The organism is Sphingobium sp. AS12, from assembly GCF_019097845.1.
GTDB lineage: Bacteria > Pseudomonadota > Alphaproteobacteria > Sphingomonadales > Sphingomonadaceae > Sphingobium.
Map to the genome: position 1 here is coordinate 108,349 of NZ_JAHRGM010000002.1, position 15,167 is coordinate 123,515.

Genomic DNA, 15,167 nt, shown 5'->3' on the forward strand with positions numbered 1-15,167 from the left:
ATTATTTCTCCTGCTTGAGGTCGGACGGGGCGGTGGGGGCGGACACCATCCGCACCGGCACGCCGCCTTTGACATTGTGAAGGGTGACGAGGCGCACGGCTTCGAGCGCGTCGCCGGGCGCACCGTCGGACGTGACGGCGAGCGCGATGTGATTCTTACCCCGATGGTTGAGGATGCCTTCGGGGATGGGGAAGCTACGTTGCGGGCCGACATGCGCGATGAACTGGCCCATATTCCAGCCATTGACGAAGATCAGCACGCGGTAGCGGACGGGCGAGCGCGGGGTGGTGGCGTCGCCGAAGCTGAGGCCGATGGTGGCGTCCTGCCCTTTCGGCACGGCAAGGTCGAAGCTGGTGCGATACCAGCTGGTGCCGGGCGCGCTCTGGCTGGCGGGGACGGTGGTTCTGGCCCAGCCATTGTCGTTGAAGGCGGGCAGGTGCCAGCCTATGCGTTCGCCGTGCAGGCCGCCATTGTTAGCCGCACCGCGCGCGACGTCGGGCAGATTTTCGCCGCCCTGCCTGCCCTGAATCTTCCAGGCGATCGGTATGGTGAAGCTGCGCCCGCCGGGGGCTTCGAGCGAGGCGGAGATCAGCCCGCGCGCTTCCTTGTGGAAATCGTCGCTGTCCAGATCCCAATTATGGCCGTTGTTACGGACCATGACGGACAGGACATGATCGCCGCCTTGCGCGCTGGCGGGCAGGGCGAAGCGGGCAGTGCCGGTGGTGATCGGGCGAGGCAGGCCGGACGGGGTTTCCGCTTCCCCCAGAAACTGGCCATCGACCCACGCCTGGACGAGGCCGGAGCCGCCTGCGCCATAATAAAGCGACAATGTCTTGGCGTCGGGGGTGCCGGTGAAGCGGCCACGATACCAGACATCGCCATCATGAAAGCCAAAGGCGTCCATGCCCATATTGGGCTGGCCATCGGGGCGCTGGGTGATGCTGGCGCTAGGGCGGGCGTCGATCGCCTGCCATGCGCCGTCGTCGAAGGCGGGGTCGGCTTCGGGCGATCCCTTGGCCATGCGCCAGTCGGAGAGGGCGGGGAGGGGGATGGCGGCGGGGCCGGGGAGCGGTTGGGTCGCGGTCAGGCTGCCGGTGGGGGTGGCGCGGGTGGCGATGCGGGTGCCGTTCCATGTGATGGTGCGGATCAAGGCGGGTGCCCAGATTTCGAGCGGGCTTGGCGCTGCGGTGTCGCCGGTCAAAGCGAGGGCGCTGCCCTTGGCAGTCGCGCTGCGGACCAGTTCGGGGCCGCGGATCAGCGCGTCGCCATGCCGCCAGTAGCGCGTGCCTTCGGCCTCATCCGCGAGGATCAGGGTGAGGGGCGGGCGACCACCGCCCTCGATCCGCACGATGGCGCGGGTCTGGTGGGTGTAGCGGAGGGTGAGGTCGCCCTTGGCGGGGTCGAAGCTAGTGGTGGCCTGGCCTTCCAGCAAGGTGACTTTGGGCGCGCTGGTGTAGCGCAGGACGGTTTCGCCCGGTTCGCCCGCGCGGCCATAGAGGAGGAGCAGGTCTTTGCCGTCCTGCCGCTGTGCGCTTTGCAGTTCCGATGTCGAATAGACCAGCCTTTGCTCGCCCAGCGTCACGCCGGCGACCAGCCATTTGGCGTCGAACCCGTTGAGCTGCATCGGTATGGTGTAGCGGCCATCCGGCAGGTCCGCGGTGAAGGTGAAACTGTCGTTGCTCTGCCCGTTGGATGGCTTGTGCGTCACCATCAGGAAGCGCGCGTCGCTGTCCGGGCTTTTATTATGATAGATCTGGATATTGGGTGACGATATCTCGACCGGCCCGGCGGGGACCATGCCGGCCAGGTCGGGGACTGAGGCGATCAGCCCGGCCAGCTGCTTCATTTCCTGCGCCTTTTCGCGCAAAGCGCGCGGTTCCGATATGGCCGCGCCATAATCATAGCTGGTGAACACCACCGGGCCGGGCAGCCAGCCCCAGCTGGTGCCGCCATAGGTCATGTAGAAGCTCTGGATGCCGATGCCGTTGGCCAGGTTCGTACCGTAGAATACCCGCTGGAACCGCTTGCCGCGCTGGATGGCGTTGCAGTCATAGCCGCCATTTGAGCCCCAATAGTCGAACCAGCCACCGCCAAATTCGGCGAGGAAGCCGGGGGTATCGGGGGAGGCGGATGCGCCGCCCTTTGCCCCGCCGGGACCATAATAGCCCCAGTCGGGCGCGGCGACATCGCGGGTCGGCTGGCCGGTAACGGTGCAGGTGCCGCCGGGATAGCCGTCAAAAGCGTACATATCGACCGGGCCGGGGACGATCTTCTCGACTTTGGACGACTCCGGCGTCCAATAGCCGTTGCGCCCCTGATCGTTGTGGAAGATCGGCACGGTGATGCCGTCGGCGCGCGCGCGGGCATAGAGATGGTCCATGTACCGGCGCTGCGCAGGCGTGGTCAGCGCCAGCTCATTTTCGATCTGGTGCAGGATGACCCCGCCCTTGCGCGTCTTGTCCGCATTGATCTGGTGCCGGGCGATGATCGGGTTGACGTGGCCGAGCCACTCGTCGACCGCCTTGATATAGTCCGGGTCGTCGGTGCGGGCGCGGCCGCGCTGGTTGACCAGCCAGCCGGGGAAACCGCCGCGCGACAGTTCGGCATTCACATAAGGACCGGCGCGGGTGATGACGTAGAGGCCTTCTTCCTCCGCCATCGTCAGCAACCGGTCGAGATCGCGGATGCCGGTAAAGTCGTACACGCCCTGTTTGGGGCTGTGATAGCCCCAGTCGAAATAGAGGGCGACGGTGTTGAAACCGCTGGCCTTCATCTTCTGGAGGATGTCGCGCCACAGGTCGGGCGATGGCAGGCGGAAGGGGTGGAATTCGCCGCCCCAGATGATCTGCCGCTGCCCGTCGATCATCAGTGAACGCGCGTCATAGGAGACGCGGCCGAAGGTCTGGACCGGGGCGGCGAAGTTCGCCGTGGGTTTCGCGACCTGCGCGGGGGCGGGGCTGGCCAGCATGGTGCCGAGCAGCAAAGCGGAGAAAAGGCGGTGCATCATGGCCATCAATCGAGATGGAACAGCGGGACGAGCGGCCATTCCTTGGGCCGGTTGTCGGGCTCGACCTCCATCAGCGGCGCCATGCTGGCCCACCAACGCTGCATGACCGGATGGCCGGGCAGCGTGTCGCGCTGATTGTCGTCGGACAGGGTCAGGACGGCGAACAGGCTGAGCGTCGCTTCATCCAGGAAGATGGAATAGGCCGAAATGCCCGACGCGCTGAGCAGGGCGGTCAGTTCCGGCCAGATTTCATCATGGCGGCGGCGATATTCCGCCACCACGCCCGGCTTGAGCTGCATCTTGAAGGCGTGGATCGCCACCCGACTCTCCTAAAGAACCATATTATGGAACAGTTGACCGATATATGGTAACAACGTCCCACATCGGCGTCAATGCCGCGCGCGCCAGAGCGGCGTGTTTTGGACGGAGAGACCCGGCGCATCCTCGGTATGGAAGGGTAGGCGCTGGTCCGGGGCGCGGGTTTGCGCGGTGAAGCGGTCGATCGTCAGCCGTTCCACATGGCGCGCCCATAGCGCCCAGCTGGGGAGGATGCCGAACATGCTGGGTTCGGGATAGGCGTCAGCCAGTTCAGCGGGCTGGCGCGCGGCGTCCGCTGCGGTGCCGCCGCCATCATAGACGAGGTGAATGTCGCGCAGCCGCACGTCGGCGATGCGATGGCCGGGCAGGCCCGCGATGGCGGCGGGGAAGCGATGGTCGATCCCGCGCGCGTCGATCTGGCTGATCGTCACGTCGCGGATCGCGCCGATGCCCGTGCCGTCCGGCCCGCGTCGCCGGTCGCCCAGCCGCAGGAAGAGTGGCGCGGTGGTGACGTCGCGCATGGTGAGGCGGCGGGCGACGATATGCTCCATGACGCCACCATCGACCGTTTCCAGCGCCAGTCCCCGGCAGCGGGTGAAGCGGCAATCCTCGATGACGATATTGCGATAGCCGCCATTGCTTTCGGTGCCGAGCTTGATGCGGCCAGTGACGCGATCCTGATCGGGGGCGATGGTCTGGATCGTGGTGCGGGTGCCGTCGATCACGGACCCCATGTCATAGCCGGTGACGTCGCAGTCGCGGATGAGGATGTTTTCCGCCGCGATGGCGCTGCCCAGCGCGAAGCTGCTCTTGACCACGATGGCGTCATCATTGGGGCTGTTGACCCGGCAGCGTTCCACCACCACTTCGCGCACGCAATCGAGGTCGATCCCGTCGCGGTCGGTGTCGATCGTCAGCCCTTCGATGCGTAAGTCCCGCGTGCCGGTGGCGAGGATGGCGAAATGCCCGCCCTTGTGGATCGTGAAGCCGGACAGGCGGATGTTGCGGCCATTTTTGAAGGCTATCGCCTTGTTCCCCTTGCCCGCCATCGCGGCGGCGGCGGGTTCGAGGTTGGCAATCTGCGCGGCGGTCATTGCCTGCATCGACAAGGGGCGCTCGCCCGCCTGTTTCTTCCAGCGCGCGCCGGGACCATCGCGGGTCAGGCCAATGCCGTGGATCAGGCCGGGGCCGATGATCGCGACGTCGTGCACATCGTCGCCCCAGATCAGGCTGTTGTGCCAATGGCTGTGGCCGAAATCCTGATAGAGCTGGTCGATCCCGGCTTCGGGCAGGTCGTAGCGCCCGGCGTGGCGAGCGGGATCGGCGGCTTCGATGATTGCGCCTTTGCTGAGCAGTAAGGTTACGCGGCTGGTCAGGCGGATCGAAAAGCAGAGATAGCGGCCAGGGGCCAGGATGACGGTGCCGCCGCCCGCGCGCGATGCGGCGAGGATGGCGGCGTTGATCGCGTCGCTATCAAGGGTGATGCCGTCGCCGCGCGCGCCATGATCGCGCACGTCGATCTGGCGCGCGGCATGGGCGGGGAAGGGGAGGCTGAGCGCCAGCAGGCCGAGCGTCAGGTCGCGGCGAGTCATGTCCATGTCAGTTTCCGGCCGGGCGCTGATCGCTTTCGATCAGGCTGGGGGCGATGACGACCTGCGCAATCGATGGGGGCTTGGTGGGCGCGAAGGCGGGGGCGGTGACATGGGGGGCGAGCGCGGGAATCGTGTCGCGGATGCGCTGCGCCACCGCGCTGGCCAGCAGCCATGCGCCATAATTGTTATGATGGGTCTTGTCCCGGCCACCATCGTTGAAGGCGGCGGGTGCGCGATCGACCCCAAGCGCTTCGTAGATCGCGCGGCTGTCGCCGTTGAGATCGATCAGCGGCACCTGTTCCTCTGACGCCAATTTGCGCACAGCGGCGGCATAGTCGCCCAGCGTGTCGATGATGCGGCCCTGCGCGTCGAAATTGCGCCGTTCGGGTGACGTCACCAGCACCGGATGCGCCCCGCGCCGCCGTGCTTCGGCAATATAGGCGCGCAAATAGGCAGGATAGGTGGAGTCGGGCGCGACATAGGTTTGCGGCCATTCGCGCTTCTGGTCATTATGGCCGAACTGGATGAAGAGCCAGTCGCCCGGCTTCATGGTCGACAGCAATTTGTCGAAGCGCAGATTGGTGAGGAAGGATTTGAGCGTCTCGCCCGATTTGGCGTGATTGGCGATGATGATCCGGTCATCGAGCAAAGCGGGCAGCATCTGGCCCCAGCTGGCCGCCGGTTCGGCATATTGGTCGGTGACGGTCGAATCGCCCGCGAGGAAGATGGTCGGCGCGCTGGCCGGTTCGATGCGGAGCGATGCGACCTGCGGCGTGCCGAGAAATTCCAGCGTCAGCTTCTCGTCCCAGGTCGCTTCGCGCGCATCGCGGGCGTCGATTCGCACGGCGCTGCCACCCGGCGCAGTGGCGGGGGGTGGCGGCAGAGCCGGGGTGCGAATATTGACCAGAAAGCTGCGGGTGACGAACTGACCTTTGGCGGTCACGATGTTGCGCAGCATCAGGCGGCGGGCTTCGGCCTTGACCGTGGTGTCACCCGCCGTGCGCCGGTCACCCAGTGTCAGCGTGACGCGATAGTCGCCTTGCGGCAGCGCGACCGAGAAGCGGAAGCCATTGTCGCTGCCGCCTGGCTCCATGCCATGGCCGCCCATTTCGTAGCGATGCTGACGTTCGGGCGCGCTGGCGGAGAGGTCAAACTGCAAGGGGCCGGGCGTCGCCAGGGTCAGCATCAGGGCAAGGGCGGCGCTGGACGGCATTGGTGGCGACCCCGCTGGAGCGACGGGAAGAAGGGGAGCGGTTCGGACCCGATCCGCTCCCCCCAATATAACCGCCCGTGCAGGAGCAGTTAGTTTTATCCCGTTAAATAGACTTATGATCCATATAACGGGATATTTTGACGGTCAATCACTTTTCCTCTTCCGCCGATGCTGTAAGATGGCCATATGTAAGAACTGAGTTCCACCATATAGAACAATAGCAACAGGGGATGGATCATGCGTTTGGGACGTATGGCGGCAATCTTGGCTCTGGCAATTATCTGCGCTCCGGCAACGCAGGCGGCACCCGCGCGCGAATGGATCGACCAGACCACCGGCCATCGCATCATCCGCATCAGCCAGGCGCCGGGCAGCACCTCGCTATATTTTCACCAGAACAGCTATACCCGCCAAGGCGACAAGATGGTGATCTCTACGCCCGATGGCATTGCCGTGGTGCGGCTGGCCGACTGGCGCGTGACGCCGCTGGTGCGGCAGGCGGGGATCAAGCTGCTGCTGGTCGGGCGGCGGACGCGAACGGCTTATTATACCCAGCCCCATGGCGCGGGGGTGATCGTCCATGGCGTCGATATCGACAGCGGCAAGGTGCGGCGGATCGCGACGGTCGCCCGCGGCTCGATCGGCTCGATCAATGCCGACGAGACGCTGCTGCTGGGGCAATGGGCGGAGCGTGAGCCGCCACTGCAACCCGGTGGCGATGGCAATCGGCCGGGCGAGACCGCCTTTGCCGCGACCGGAGCGGACGGCAAGCCCTTATCCTATGCCGATGCCAAGGAGGTGCGGCTGAACCAGCGGCTGGAGGCGAAGATCCCGATGGAGATTTTCACCATCGATATCCGCACCGGCGCGCGCAAGGTGGTGGTCGCATCGACCGACTGGCTCAACCATGTCCAGTTTTCGCCGACCGACCCGACCCGCATCCTCTATTGCCATGAAGGGCCATGGCACAAGGTCGACCGGATCTGGACGATCCGCACCGATGGCAGCGACAAGCGACTGGTCCACAAGCGCGCCATGAATATGGAGATTGCGGGGCATGAGTTCTTCTCGCCCGACGGGAAATGGATCTGGTATGATCTCCAGACCCCGCGAGGGGAGGTTTTCTGGCTTGCGGGCTATGAACTGGCGACCGGCAAGAGGCGCTGGTTCCCGGTGGCGCGTGATCAATGGTCGGTCCATTATAACCAGTCGCCCGACGGCCAGCGCTTTTCCGGCGATGGCGGCGACGCGCAGATGGTGGCGCGCGCGACCGACGGCAAATATCTGACCCTCTTCACGCCGCAGCCTATCCCCGACGTCGCGGGCATCCACGCGGACAATGCCGACGCGCTGATCGAGGCGGGGACGTTGCGGGCGGATAAGATCGTCGATCTGGCCCGGCACGATTATCGGCTGGAACCCAATGTCACCTTCACCCCCGATGGTCGCTGGATGATCTTCCGGTCCAATATGGAAGGGGCGAGCCATGTCTATGCGGCGGAGGTCGCCCCGGCAAAATGATCCACATTGTGGACCAAATAATCACATGATGATTTTTCTGGCATTATCGGACGACTCCCTATAAGGTGATACATGAGTTCACATAGTGGGACACCTGGGGTAGCCCAGCGATCAGGGGAGGATTTATATGTTGACCACCACTCGTTCCGCGTTTGCACGTCGCAGCTCAGGCCTAGCACTCGCATCCGCCATGCTGATAGCCGCCCCCGCACTGGCGCAAGACCAGTCAGCATCGGCTGAGCCGGAGGCCGCGGACATCGTCGTCACCGGTTTCCGCGCTTCGCTCAACAGCGCGCTCGGCATGAAACGCAAGGAAGCCGCCGCGATCGATTCGATCGTGGCCGAAGATATCGGCAAATTCCCCGACTCCAACCTGGCTGAATCGATGCAGCGCGTGCCGGGCGTGGCGCTGGCGCGCGGCGATGGCGGCGAGGGGCGCAACATTTCCGTCCGTGGTCTGGGCGCCGGTTTCACCCGCGTCCGCATCAACGGCATGGAAGGGTCGGCGCAGACCGGCGGTTCGGACATTTACGGCGCGGGCAATAATGGCCGCAGCTTCGACTTCAACGTGTTCCCGACCGAAATTTTCTCGGCCCTGTCTGTGCGCAAGACACCGTCGGCGGATATCGAGGAAGGATCGCTCGGCGCGACGGTCGATCTGTCCGCGCCCAAGCCGTTCGACCAGAAGGATGATTTCGTCCTGTCGATGACCGCGCGCGGCATCTATAATGAATTGTCCAAGAAGGTCGATCCCCGCGCGTCGCTGCTGATTTCCAAGCAGTTTGGCGATAGCGGTTTCGGCATCCTCGGCTCGGTCGCTTACCAGAAGCGCAATATTCGCGAGGTCGGCTATTCGGCGGTCGATTTGCTGTCGGCCAATACCAATGGCGGTTTCTGTTCGCCGCTGGGCTATACGCCGCAGAATCCGGCCGACAGCGCGCTCAAGGGCGTCACCGCCGCCAACTGCTCGACCGGCAATCCGCGCACCAGCAATGCGGCGGCCTATCAGACGATCCAGGATTTGCGCCGGGCCGACCTGCCCAACACGCCCGGCAGCGGCGCGTTCCTGCCGCGTATTCCGCGCTACCTGAACAGCGAACAGAAGCAGGAGCGGATCGGCGGATCGCTCACGCTCCAGTTCCAGCCGGACGACCAGACCGACATTTCGGTCGACTTCCTCTATTCGCGGTTCGAAGTGACCCGCCGCGACAATTATATCGCCGCCATCTCCTTCGCCCGGTCGGCCTCCAATAATGGCCAGCCGATGACGTCGGTGCGCGAGATTGAGTTCGACGAGAATGGATCGCTGGTCCATGGCGTATTCGACGGGGTCGATGTGCGATCGGAAGGGCTGGTCGACAATTTCGTATCGACCTTCAAACAGGCGAACGTCAATTTCCGCCGCGACCTGAACGACAGTCTGACCATTGACGGTCTGGTCGGCTTCAACCGGTCGATCTGGGACGGCAAGAAGCGGCTCCAGACCTTCATCGACGCGATCGACACCGATGGTTTCTCGATCGATTTCCGCGACGGCGGCACCACGCCCAAGCTGGGCTTTGGCGTCGATGTCGCCAATCCGGGAAGCTTCACCTATGCGCCGGGCCTGGCCGACGGCACGGTGCTGGGCGGTTTCAGCTATCAGGGCAAGCCGTCGCGCAACAAGACCGACAATCTGACTGCGGAAACCAATCTGAAATGGACGGTGAGCGACGCATTCTCGATCCGGGCGGGCGCGCAATATCGGCGCAGCGACTTCCTCTCCACCTCCCTGCGTCCCTATTCGGCCGACGCGGTGGTCCGCGCACTGCCCGCCGGCACTACGCTGGCCAGCATCACCCGCGACATCACCGGCGTCGACAAGCTGTGGGGCCAGGGCGCGCCCGCCAGCTGGGTGTCGATCGACGCTGACAAATGGGCTGATACGTTCGGCTTTGACGATGTGCGCTATTGCGGTGTCGAATGTGGCGGCGGGCGCAGCCGGGTGCGTGAAGAGGTGACCAGCGGCTACCTGATGGCCAATTTCGACCTGGAACAGGCGACCGGCTTCAGCGTGCGCGGCGATGTGGGCGTGCGTTATGTCCGCACCGACATGCTCTCGTCGGGCTATATCGCGGTCGCCCCGCCCGCCGGGCAGACGTCGCCCACCAATCTGGTCGGCAAGTTCGCCGCCGCGCAGAATGTGTATGACGATTGGTTGCCGTCGGCCAATATCGTGATCGAGCCGGTCAGCAATGTGCTGATCCGCCTGTCTGGGGCCAAGGTGCTGGCGCGGCCGGAACTGGGCCTGCTGACGCCGACCAGTGGCGTCAATCCGGTCACCCGCGTCGGCAATGTCAACAATCCCTTCCTCGACCCGATCCGCGCCAACACGTTCGACGTCGCGGTGGAATGGTATTTCCGCCCCGGCTCGCTGCTCTCAGCTGCCTTCTTCTACAAGGATATCAAGAGCTTCATCCAGAATGTGAACAGCCAGGTGCCGTTCAACGAGCTGGGTCTGCCCGATGCGCTGCTGGAAAACAGCAATACCGCGCCGACCGAATTGTTCACCGTGTCGCAGCCGTTCAACACGCCGGGCGGTCCGCTCAAGGGTATCGAGCTGAACGCGCAGATTCCCTTCACCTTCTTTGACGGGTTCCTGAGCAATTTCGGCGTGCTGGCCAACTACACGCTGGTGACGTCGAAGATCGATTATATCCTGGCCAGCGTAAACGGCGTGCCAACGGTGACGACGACGGCCGATCTGGTCGGCCTGTCGAAGAAAACCGCGTCAGCCACGCTCTATTATGAGGATGATCTGTTCAGCATCCGCACTACGGGCAACTTCCGCGACAGGTTCATCCGCGGCATCCCCGCTTCGCCGGGCAGCGATCTGGTTGGTAATGCCAAGACCTTCTACATGGATGCGTCGGCCTCGCTCAACGTGACCGATCGTCTGAAGATCATCGTCGAGGCGCAGAACCTGACCGATGAACAGAACCGCCTCTACACCGACAGCGTGCGGCAGGACACATTGTTCGAGACGCGGATTGGCCGGACCTTCACCTTCGGCGTGACCTACCGGATGTAAATCCTCTCCCTTCCCCCAGCCTGAAGGGCGCGATCATAACGATGATCGCGCCCTGTTTTTTGGGGGGAGCCTTCAGCGCGGGCCGCTATAGCCCACGGCAGCGCTGATCTGCTGGGCGACGCGCATGACCTGTTCGGCCAGCGTCGGGCGCAGTTCGTCGGTCAGATAATGGGCGGCGCTGGCGATGCTGATCGCAACGCAAATCTGCCCCTTGGCATCGCGGACCGGGGTGGCGATGGAGCGGACGCCGTCGCCCAGTTCACTGTCGTGCAGCACTTCGCCCCGCGCCTTGTGCGCGCGCATTTCGGTCAGGAAGGCGTCGATCTGTTCGCGCGACGCCTGGCCATCCTTGGCCAACAGATAGAGCCGTTCCCAGGTCGCCTCATCCTCGTCCAGCAACAGCGCCTTGCCAAGGCCCGTTTCGGCGATCGGGCGGCGGTCGCCAGGGGCCGTGGCGACGCGCAGCCGCTGGGTGCCGGTCACCCGGTCGAGATGGCGGGAAAAATCGCCCTCCCGCTTGCCCACGAACACGCAAAAACCGGTGCGCTCGGACAGAAGCTCCATGAAGGGGCGGGCGATGCGGACAAAGTCGATCTGTTCGGTCGCCAGCACGCCCAGTTGCAGCAGTTTCGGCCCCAGCGCAAAGCCGTCGCGCGTGACCGTCAGATAGTTGCGGGATTTGAGCGCCTGCACCAGCCGGTGGGCAGTGGTCTTGCTCATGCCGAGCTTACGGGCGAGGTCGGCGGCGCGGATGGGGCCGTCAATCACCTCGTCCATGATGTCGAGCGCGCGCATCAGCGTCTGCGTGCCCTTGACCCCCGGTTCGTTGCCCGATTCCTGTGCCGGGTCCACCCTGTCGTCGCTGTCCTGCATGGCCGTCCATTTTCCTGTTCCGGCTTAGTCTATCGGCCAGTTGGACGGAGAAGTCAGCAAGATTATGCCCACCAGATGGGACGCACGCCCAAAATGAAAAGGCCCGCCGGTCGGGGACGGGCGGGCCTTTCGATCATATGTGGCAGGTGATCAATATTGGATCGTCACCGTCACGGCGCGGCGATTCTGCGCCCAGGAGGCTTCGTCCGAACCAAGGGCGGCCGGGCGTTCCTTGCCATAGCTGACCGTTGTGATGCGGCCTGAATCGATGCCGAGCGAGGCGAGATAGTTTTTCGCGGCATTGGCGCGGCGTTCGCCGAGCGCGATATTATAGTCGCGGGTGCCGCGTTCGTCGGCATGACCCTCGATCGTGACGCGCACGGCGGGATTCTGTTGCAGCCAGGCGGCCTGGCTTTGCAACGTCGCCTGATCCTCCGCATCGATATCATATTGATCGAGGCCGAAGAAAACACGGTCGGAGGAAACCGACGCGACGAAATCCTCCTGGCTGCCCTTGACCGGGCCGCTGGGTCCGGTCGACCCGACCGGTTCGGTCGCGGCGGCACCGGGCGCGGGCGGCAATTCGGCGGGCGGCTTTTTCGAGCAGGCGGCCAGAGCGACGATGGCGGTAGCCATGACCAGCGTTCGGGACAATTTCATCGGGGGTCTCCTTTGATTGATCCGGGCACCGCCCGCTCAGGACGGCATCAGGGTCCGTGATGTTCGTTACGCTGTCAAGACGATTGGGTTCCATGCCAACCGCCAGAACGCGCGATTTTCAGGGCAGCAGCGGTCCCCAGGCGGGGTCGGACCCGCTCAAGGGGGTGGGGATGCGACGCTCGTTCACGCCGGTGAGGTCGACCTGCCACACCTGGCTCGACCCCTGCTTGCCCGGCGATGTGCGGAAGAATTGCAGCACGCGGCCATTGGGCGACCAAGTCGGCTGTTCGTCCTGCCAGCCATTGGTCAATATGCGCTCATTGTCGCCACCCGGCGTCATCACCGCGATCTTGAAATCGCCCGACAGCTTGGTGAAGGCGATGAGGTCGCCACGCGGCGACCATTCGGGCGTCGCATAGCGGCCGCCGCCATGGCTGATGCGGCGCTGGTTGGAGCCGTCCGCGTTCATGACATAGAGTTGCTGCCCGCCCGACCGGTCGCTTTCGAACACGATCTGGCTGCCGTCGGGCGAATAGCTGCCGCCCACGTCAATGCCGGGCGATGTGGTGAGGCGGACGGGGGTGCCGCCGCTGGCGGGGACGCGATAAATGTCGGTATTGCCCGCAATCGCCATCGAAAAGAGGATGTTACGCCCATCCGGCGACCAGCGCGGCGCGAAGGTCGGATTGTTGCTTTCGGTCACCAGCCGCTGCTGCCCCGCGCCAATATCATAGATATAGAGGCGCACCCGGCTGCCCAGATAGCTGACATAGAGGATGGATTTATAGTCGGGCGAAAAGCGCGGGGTGAGTGCCATCGACTGGCCATTGGTGATGAAGCGGTGGTTCGCGCCGTCGCTGTCCATGATGGCGAGGCGCTTGACCCGCGCGCCCTTCGGCCCGCTTTCGGCGATATAGGCGATGCGGCTGTCGAAGAAGGGGCTTTCGCCCGACAGGCGCGCATAGATGGCGTCGGCGCATTTATGCGCGGCGCGCCGCCAGTCGGGCGGGGCGACGACATAGCCCTGCCGGGTGAGTTCCTGCTTCAGCGCCACATCATAAAGGTAGCAGCCGACGGTGATGTCGGCTTCCCCGCCGGTGGTGCGGACGAAACCCTGCACCAGCGCCTGATAGGCACCCCATTTGTCGAACACGGGGAAGGTGACTTCGGCAAAGGGGATTTGCGGCAGGCCAGCGGGACCGGACGGATCAAACAGGCCCGAGCCTTTAAGGTCCGAAGCGATGACCTCGGCGATCTTGCGGCCCAACTCCGTGGCCGAGCCGGCGGGGGTATCGACCTCCTGCTGCGCGGGCATGGGGGGGACGGCAACCTTGACATTGCTGTCAATCTCACCGGTCACATCGACCGACAGCTGGGCCATGGCTGGCATCGCTGCGATGGCGAGCAGCGCGGCGGTCGCCACGCTCAAACGGCGCAAAAGGGAGGGTTTCATCGGTTCAGCCTCGCGTCAAAGCGGAGTGGCCGGAGCCATTTCCATTGGTCGTAAAATTCGGGCGGCATGTTGCGGAAGGGGGAGGCAAGCTTGACCGCCTGGATCGCCCGTTCGGCATGGAGTTTGGCTTGGGGCCGGTTGCTGGCGGTGACGCCGAGCTGGTCGATCACCTCCGGCGTGCCGATCACCGCGCCGCTCTTGTCGAGCCGCACTTCGAGCAGGGTAACGAGCTGGTCCGCATCCGCGCCCGACGGGGGACGCCAATGGGGCTTCAACTGACGGCGCAGTTCGGCGTCGAGCGCCGATTTCTGCGCCGGACCCATGGCAGCGGCGGGCGCTGGAGCAGGCGGTTTGCGCGGGGCGTCGGCACTGGTGTCGATGCCTTTGAGGAAATCATTGCCGAGCAGCGATCCCTTGGGCTTGTCCGCCTTGCCTGGACCCGACGCGCGCGCGGGCGTTTTGGTCGCGGGTTTGGCCGAAGCCTTGGCGGCGGGCTTTGCTGGCGCGGCGGCGGCCTTGGGCTTGTCGGGTGCAGGCTTCGGCGCTGGTTTTTTTGGGGGCGCGGGTTTTTCCGGCGCGGGCCTGGGTTTGGGCGCGACCTTGGCCACCTCCTTCTTGGGCGGCGTGGGCTTTGGTTTTGCGGGCGCGGGTTTGGCGACCGGCTTGGGCGGCGCGGACTTGGGTTGCGGCTTGGGCGGGACCGGCACCGGTTCGGGCGCGGGTTCCGGTTCCGGCGCGGGGGCGGCGTCCTGCGTCGGGCCCTGTTCGGGCGCGACGCTGGGCGGGGGCGGTTCGGCCGAAAGCTTGGGCGCGGTCGATTGCAGCGCGACCTCATCCACCATGGACACTTCCATCGGCGGGGTCTTGAGCTTCAACGGGTTGGGGGTCGCCAAAAAGCCAGCCGACAGCAGCCCGAACAGCAGGACATGCCCCGCAGTCGCGACGCCAAGGCCGATTTTCTCCGTGCGCTCCATCGTCGGTCTATTCCGCCGTGTCGTCAGGCGAGGAGACCAGCGACACCTTGTTCAGACCCGCGCGGTTCAGCTCGGCCATCACCCGCATCACCCGGCCATAATCCAGCCCCTTGTCGGCGCGCAGGAAGATTTGCGGCGCATCCGCCTTGCCCGCATTGGCGGCGACGATTTCGGCGAGGCGACCGGGCAGGTCGGCGTCGGCCACCGCATCCTCATCGACATAGGTCGCGCCGTCTCGGTCGATCGACACGACGGTGGGCTTGGCGTCCTGGTCCAGCCCCTTGGCGCGGGTTTCCGGCAGGTTGACTGGCACACCAGTCACCAGCAGCGGCGCCGTCACCATGAAGATGATCAGTAGCACCAGCATGACGTCAACCAGGGGCGTCACGTTGATGTCGGCCATCGGCGCGCGGCCACGGCCACGACGGCTGGAGGGAGGACCGGACATGGCCATTAGCGGCTGCTCCCCTTAACCGTCATGCCAGC

11 protein-coding genes are annotated in these 15,167 nt (G+C 64.7%); 2 read left to right on the forward strand and 9 right to left on the reverse strand.

Annotated features, from left to right (window positions below):
- Position 1 precedes the first annotated feature (1 nt).
- The 4 genes from KRZ98_RS04825 to KRZ98_RS04840 form a co-directional block, all read right to left on the reverse strand.
- Positions 2-3,004: a beta-galactosidase gene (locus KRZ98_RS04825; protein WP_217672570.1), complete on the reverse strand. Its 3,003-nt coding sequence runs from the start codon at positions 3,002-3,004 to the stop codon at positions 2-4.
- A gap of 8 nt (positions 3,005-3,012) precedes the next feature.
- A complete protein-coding gene (locus KRZ98_RS04830; RefSeq protein WP_217672532.1) occupies positions 3,013-3,327 on the reverse strand; it encodes an L-rhamnose mutarotase in 315 nt (104 codons plus the stop codon).
- A 69-nt stretch (positions 3,328-3,396) separates the two neighbouring features.
- Positions 3,397-4,917, reverse strand: coding sequence for a glycosyl hydrolase family 28-related protein (locus KRZ98_RS04835; RefSeq protein ID WP_217672571.1), 1,521 nt, complete (start codon positions 4,915-4,917; stop codon positions 3,397-3,399).
- A gap of 7 nt (positions 4,918-4,924) precedes the next feature.
- A complete protein-coding gene (locus KRZ98_RS04840; RefSeq protein ID WP_217672533.1) occupies positions 4,925-6,130 on the reverse strand; it encodes a rhamnogalacturonan acetylesterase in 1,206 nt (401 codons plus the stop codon).
- Positions 6,131-6,367: 237 nt separating this feature from the next.
- Here KRZ98_RS04840 and KRZ98_RS04845 point away from each other — a divergent pair, with 237 nt between their 5' ends.
- Positions 6,368-7,651, forward strand: coding sequence for an oligogalacturonate lyase family protein (locus KRZ98_RS04845; RefSeq protein ID WP_217672534.1), 1,284 nt, complete (start codon positions 6,368-6,370; stop codon positions 7,649-7,651).
- Between the two features lie 127 nt (positions 7,652-7,778).
- Entirely contained in the window at positions 7,779-10,721 is a 2,943-nt protein-coding gene (locus KRZ98_RS04850; RefSeq protein WP_217672535.1) for a TonB-dependent receptor, read from the forward strand.
- Positions 10,722-10,793: 72 nt separating this feature from the next.
- Here KRZ98_RS04850 and KRZ98_RS04855 read toward each other — a convergent pair whose 3' ends face one another.
- From KRZ98_RS04855 to tolR, 5 genes are all read right to left on the reverse strand, one after another.
- Positions 10,794-11,594 carry an IclR family transcriptional regulator gene (locus KRZ98_RS04855; RefSeq protein WP_254798104.1) on the reverse strand — a complete coding sequence of 267 codons (801 nt, stop codon included), beginning with the start codon at positions 11,592-11,594 and terminating at the stop codon, positions 10,794-10,796.
- Positions 11,595-11,744: 150 nt separating this feature from the next.
- The gene (gene pal, locus KRZ98_RS04860; RefSeq protein ID WP_217672536.1) at positions 11,745-12,254 is read right to left on the reverse strand and encodes a peptidoglycan-associated lipoprotein Pal; all 510 of its coding nucleotides are present in this window, start codon (positions 12,252-12,254) and stop codon (positions 11,745-11,747) included.
- A gap of 118 nt (positions 12,255-12,372) precedes the next feature.
- A complete protein-coding gene (gene tolB, locus KRZ98_RS04865; RefSeq protein WP_217672537.1) occupies positions 12,373-13,707 on the reverse strand; it encodes a Tol-Pal system beta propeller repeat protein TolB in 1,335 nt (444 codons plus the stop codon).
- A complete protein-coding gene (locus KRZ98_RS04870; protein WP_217672538.1) occupies positions 13,704-14,681 on the reverse strand; it encodes a cell envelope biogenesis protein TolA in 978 nt (325 codons plus the stop codon). Before KRZ98_RS04870 ends, tolB begins: the two co-directional genes overlap by 4 nt.
- Before the next feature lie 7 nt (positions 14,682-14,688).
- Positions 14,689-15,135, reverse strand: a complete 447-nt coding sequence (tolR, locus tag KRZ98_RS04875) for a protein TolR (RefSeq protein WP_006953487.1) — start codon at positions 15,133-15,135, stop codon at positions 14,689-14,691.
- Positions 15,136-15,167: the final 32 nt, after the last annotated feature.

Excerpts from the sequence above, each read along its gene's own strand:
- KRZ98_RS04825 (WP_217672570.1), bottom strand. The coding sequence starts at position 3,004 with ATGCACCGCCTTTTCTCCGCTTTGCTGCTCGGCACCATGCTGGCCAGC.
- KRZ98_RS04835 (WP_217672571.1), bottom strand. The coding sequence starts at position 4,917 with ATGACTCGCCGCGACCTGACGCTCGGCCTGCTGGCGCTCAGCCTCCCC.
- KRZ98_RS04840 (WP_217672533.1), bottom strand. The coding sequence starts at position 6,130 with ATGCCGTCCAGCGCCGCCCTTGCCCTGATGCTGACCCTGGCGACGCCC.
- KRZ98_RS04845 (WP_217672534.1), top strand. The coding sequence starts at position 6,368 with ATGCGTTTGGGACGTATGGCGGCAATCTTGGCTCTGGCAATTATCTGC.
- KRZ98_RS04850 (WP_217672535.1), top strand. The coding sequence starts at position 7,779 with ATGTTGACCACCACTCGTTCCGCGTTTGCACGTCGCAGCTCAGGCCTA.
- KRZ98_RS04855 (WP_254798104.1), bottom strand. The coding sequence starts at position 11,594 with ATGCAGGACAGCGACGACAGGGTGGACCCGGCACAGGAATCGGGCAAC.
- pal (WP_217672536.1), bottom strand. The coding sequence starts at position 12,254 with ATGAAATTGTCCCGAACGCTGGTCATGGCTACCGCCATCGTCGCTCTG.
- tolB (WP_217672537.1), bottom strand. The coding sequence starts at position 13,707 with ATGAAACCCTCCCTTTTGCGCCGTTTGAGCGTGGCGACCGCCGCGCTG.
- KRZ98_RS04870 (WP_217672538.1), bottom strand. The coding sequence starts at position 14,681 with ATGGAGCGCACGGAGAAAATCGGCCTTGGCGTCGCGACTGCGGGGCAT.
- tolR (WP_006953487.1), bottom strand. The coding sequence starts at position 15,135 with ATGGCCATGTCCGGTCCTCCCTCCAGCCGTCGTGGCCGTGGCCGCGCG.